We start from the raw sequence: 1,658 nt of genomic DNA on the forward strand, positions 1-1,658 counted from the left end.
TCTGGGCGCCCAAGGGCACGCCGCCCGCGATTGTTGAGCGAATGACTAAGGAATTGCAGACCGCCCTGCAGGCGCCCACCATCCGTGAGGCCTGGACCCGGCAGGGTTCGGAGATCCCGACCTTGACTGGTGCGGAGTTCGGCGCCTTTGTCGGCTCAGAGATCTCCCGCTGGGCCAAGGTCGTGAAGGACGCCGGATTGAAGCTGGAGGAGGCGAAGTAGTCCGCCGCCGACGAGAAGGGCCAATCCCGCCCGTTCGGGATCGGCCCTTCTCGTCGGAATGTCCGTCGTCCAGCATGCGTGGAACCCGCAATGGGAGAGGCGCACGACGAGGAGCGCGTCTCCTAGATCTCCTGATCGGTTCGACTTCGTGCTATCGCCGTTCTTACTGAGGTCGGCGAATGGGATGGTCCGGCCGTATGAGCGTACCGGGCGTGGGGCCGATCATCTCGTCGGCCATGGTGGCGGCGATCGGCACCGGGGCCGGGTTCAAGCAGCGGCGGGACTTTGGCGCCTGGCTCGGGCTGGTCCCAAGCAGGGGTCGACCGGCGACCGCACCATCCTGGGCAGGATCTCGAAGCGCGGCAACAAGTACTTGAGGACGCTCTTCGTCCAGGCTGCCCATATCGTGCTGGTGCGCCGTCCGCATGGGGCGAGGCTCGGCCTGTGGCCGTGGATCGCGACTGCAGGCCGGCGGCTGCATGGCAACATGCTGGTGATCACGCTGGCCAACAAACTTGCTCGTATCGCTTGGGCGGTGCTGGCGCGTGGACATGCTTATCAGCCGAGGAGCGCCTCCCATGCGGTGTGAGGTGAGAGCGCTTCAGGCTCTTTCTGCAACCGATCAGCCCTGAGGAGACAACGAGATGAGATCGCTTATCTAATCAGCGGCTGTCCCGCCGAGGTCTGCGAGATGAAGGAGATGGACAAACGGTCTGCCCGACGCAACCACCCGACTGGGTGCCATTTTGGCCCACAGAGGTCTTTCCGGTAGCGAGCCTTGGATGCGCGCGGATATCCATGATGGCCCGGAGCTGAGGCTCCACCACGAGGCCGAATACATTGATGCAGCTCTCACGTTCGTCAGTCGCCCAACATCATCTTGCGACGCACGGCCGGACCATACCTTTGGCACAGGGCTGACCTAAGTTAATTTTCCGCAGTGACGGGGTAAGCGGACTTTCAAAGCTTGCACAGGGTTTAACGGAGGCTAAGCATGAGATTCTACAGCTCGAGGTCCAGAACGGCCGACGCCTCCTCGTTCCTTGGCGATCTCCTCGACACGCTGACGGAGAGGGGGCGGGGCCTCCTTGGTCGCAAGGGTGATCGGGAGGCCATTCCACAACTCGACCTGATTGCCATAAGCGAATTGCTCTTATCGCGCAGGGGTGAAGCATCCGGCGTGGCTTTGGCGCAGACCCTGTTAGCAAGCTATGGCACTGCAACAGACACGGGCCGCCTTGCGTTCCTCCACGCTCTTGCTGATCGTTTCGGACCCGATCGCCGCCGGGTCGAGCATGCGATCGAAGCCGTTCGCAAAGATCATGGAACGGAAGCACTGGAGGCGCTGCATGCCGCAGCTGAGCCTCGACGACAGGAACTGTTCCGGAGGCTCAATCTCGCCCCAGGTGGTACCGCAGCCCTGATCAGAATGCGTGC

2 protein-coding genes and 1 pseudogene are annotated in these 1,658 nt (G+C 62.5%); all 3 read left to right on the forward strand.

Annotation, left to right across the window (positions count from 1 at the left end; translation table 11 throughout):
- A partial coding sequence (locus JQC81_RS32280) for a tripartite tricarboxylate transporter substrate-binding protein (protein WP_281400483.1) occupies positions 1-221 on the forward strand: 221 nt, incomplete at its 5' end.
- 236 nt (positions 222-457) lie between these two features.
- Positions 458-810, forward strand: a pseudogene (locus JQC81_RS32285) (transposase).
- Between the two features lie 405 nt (positions 811-1,215).
- Positions 1,216-1,658: malonyl-CoA decarboxylase N-terminal domain-containing protein (locus tag JQC81_RS32290; RefSeq protein WP_203275839.1), on the forward strand; the 443-nt coding region annotated here is incomplete at its 3' end.

It is taken from the genome of Microvirga arabica (assembly GCF_016811235.1).
Classification (GTDB): Bacteria; Pseudomonadota; Alphaproteobacteria; order Rhizobiales; family Beijerinckiaceae; genus Microvirga; species Microvirga arabica.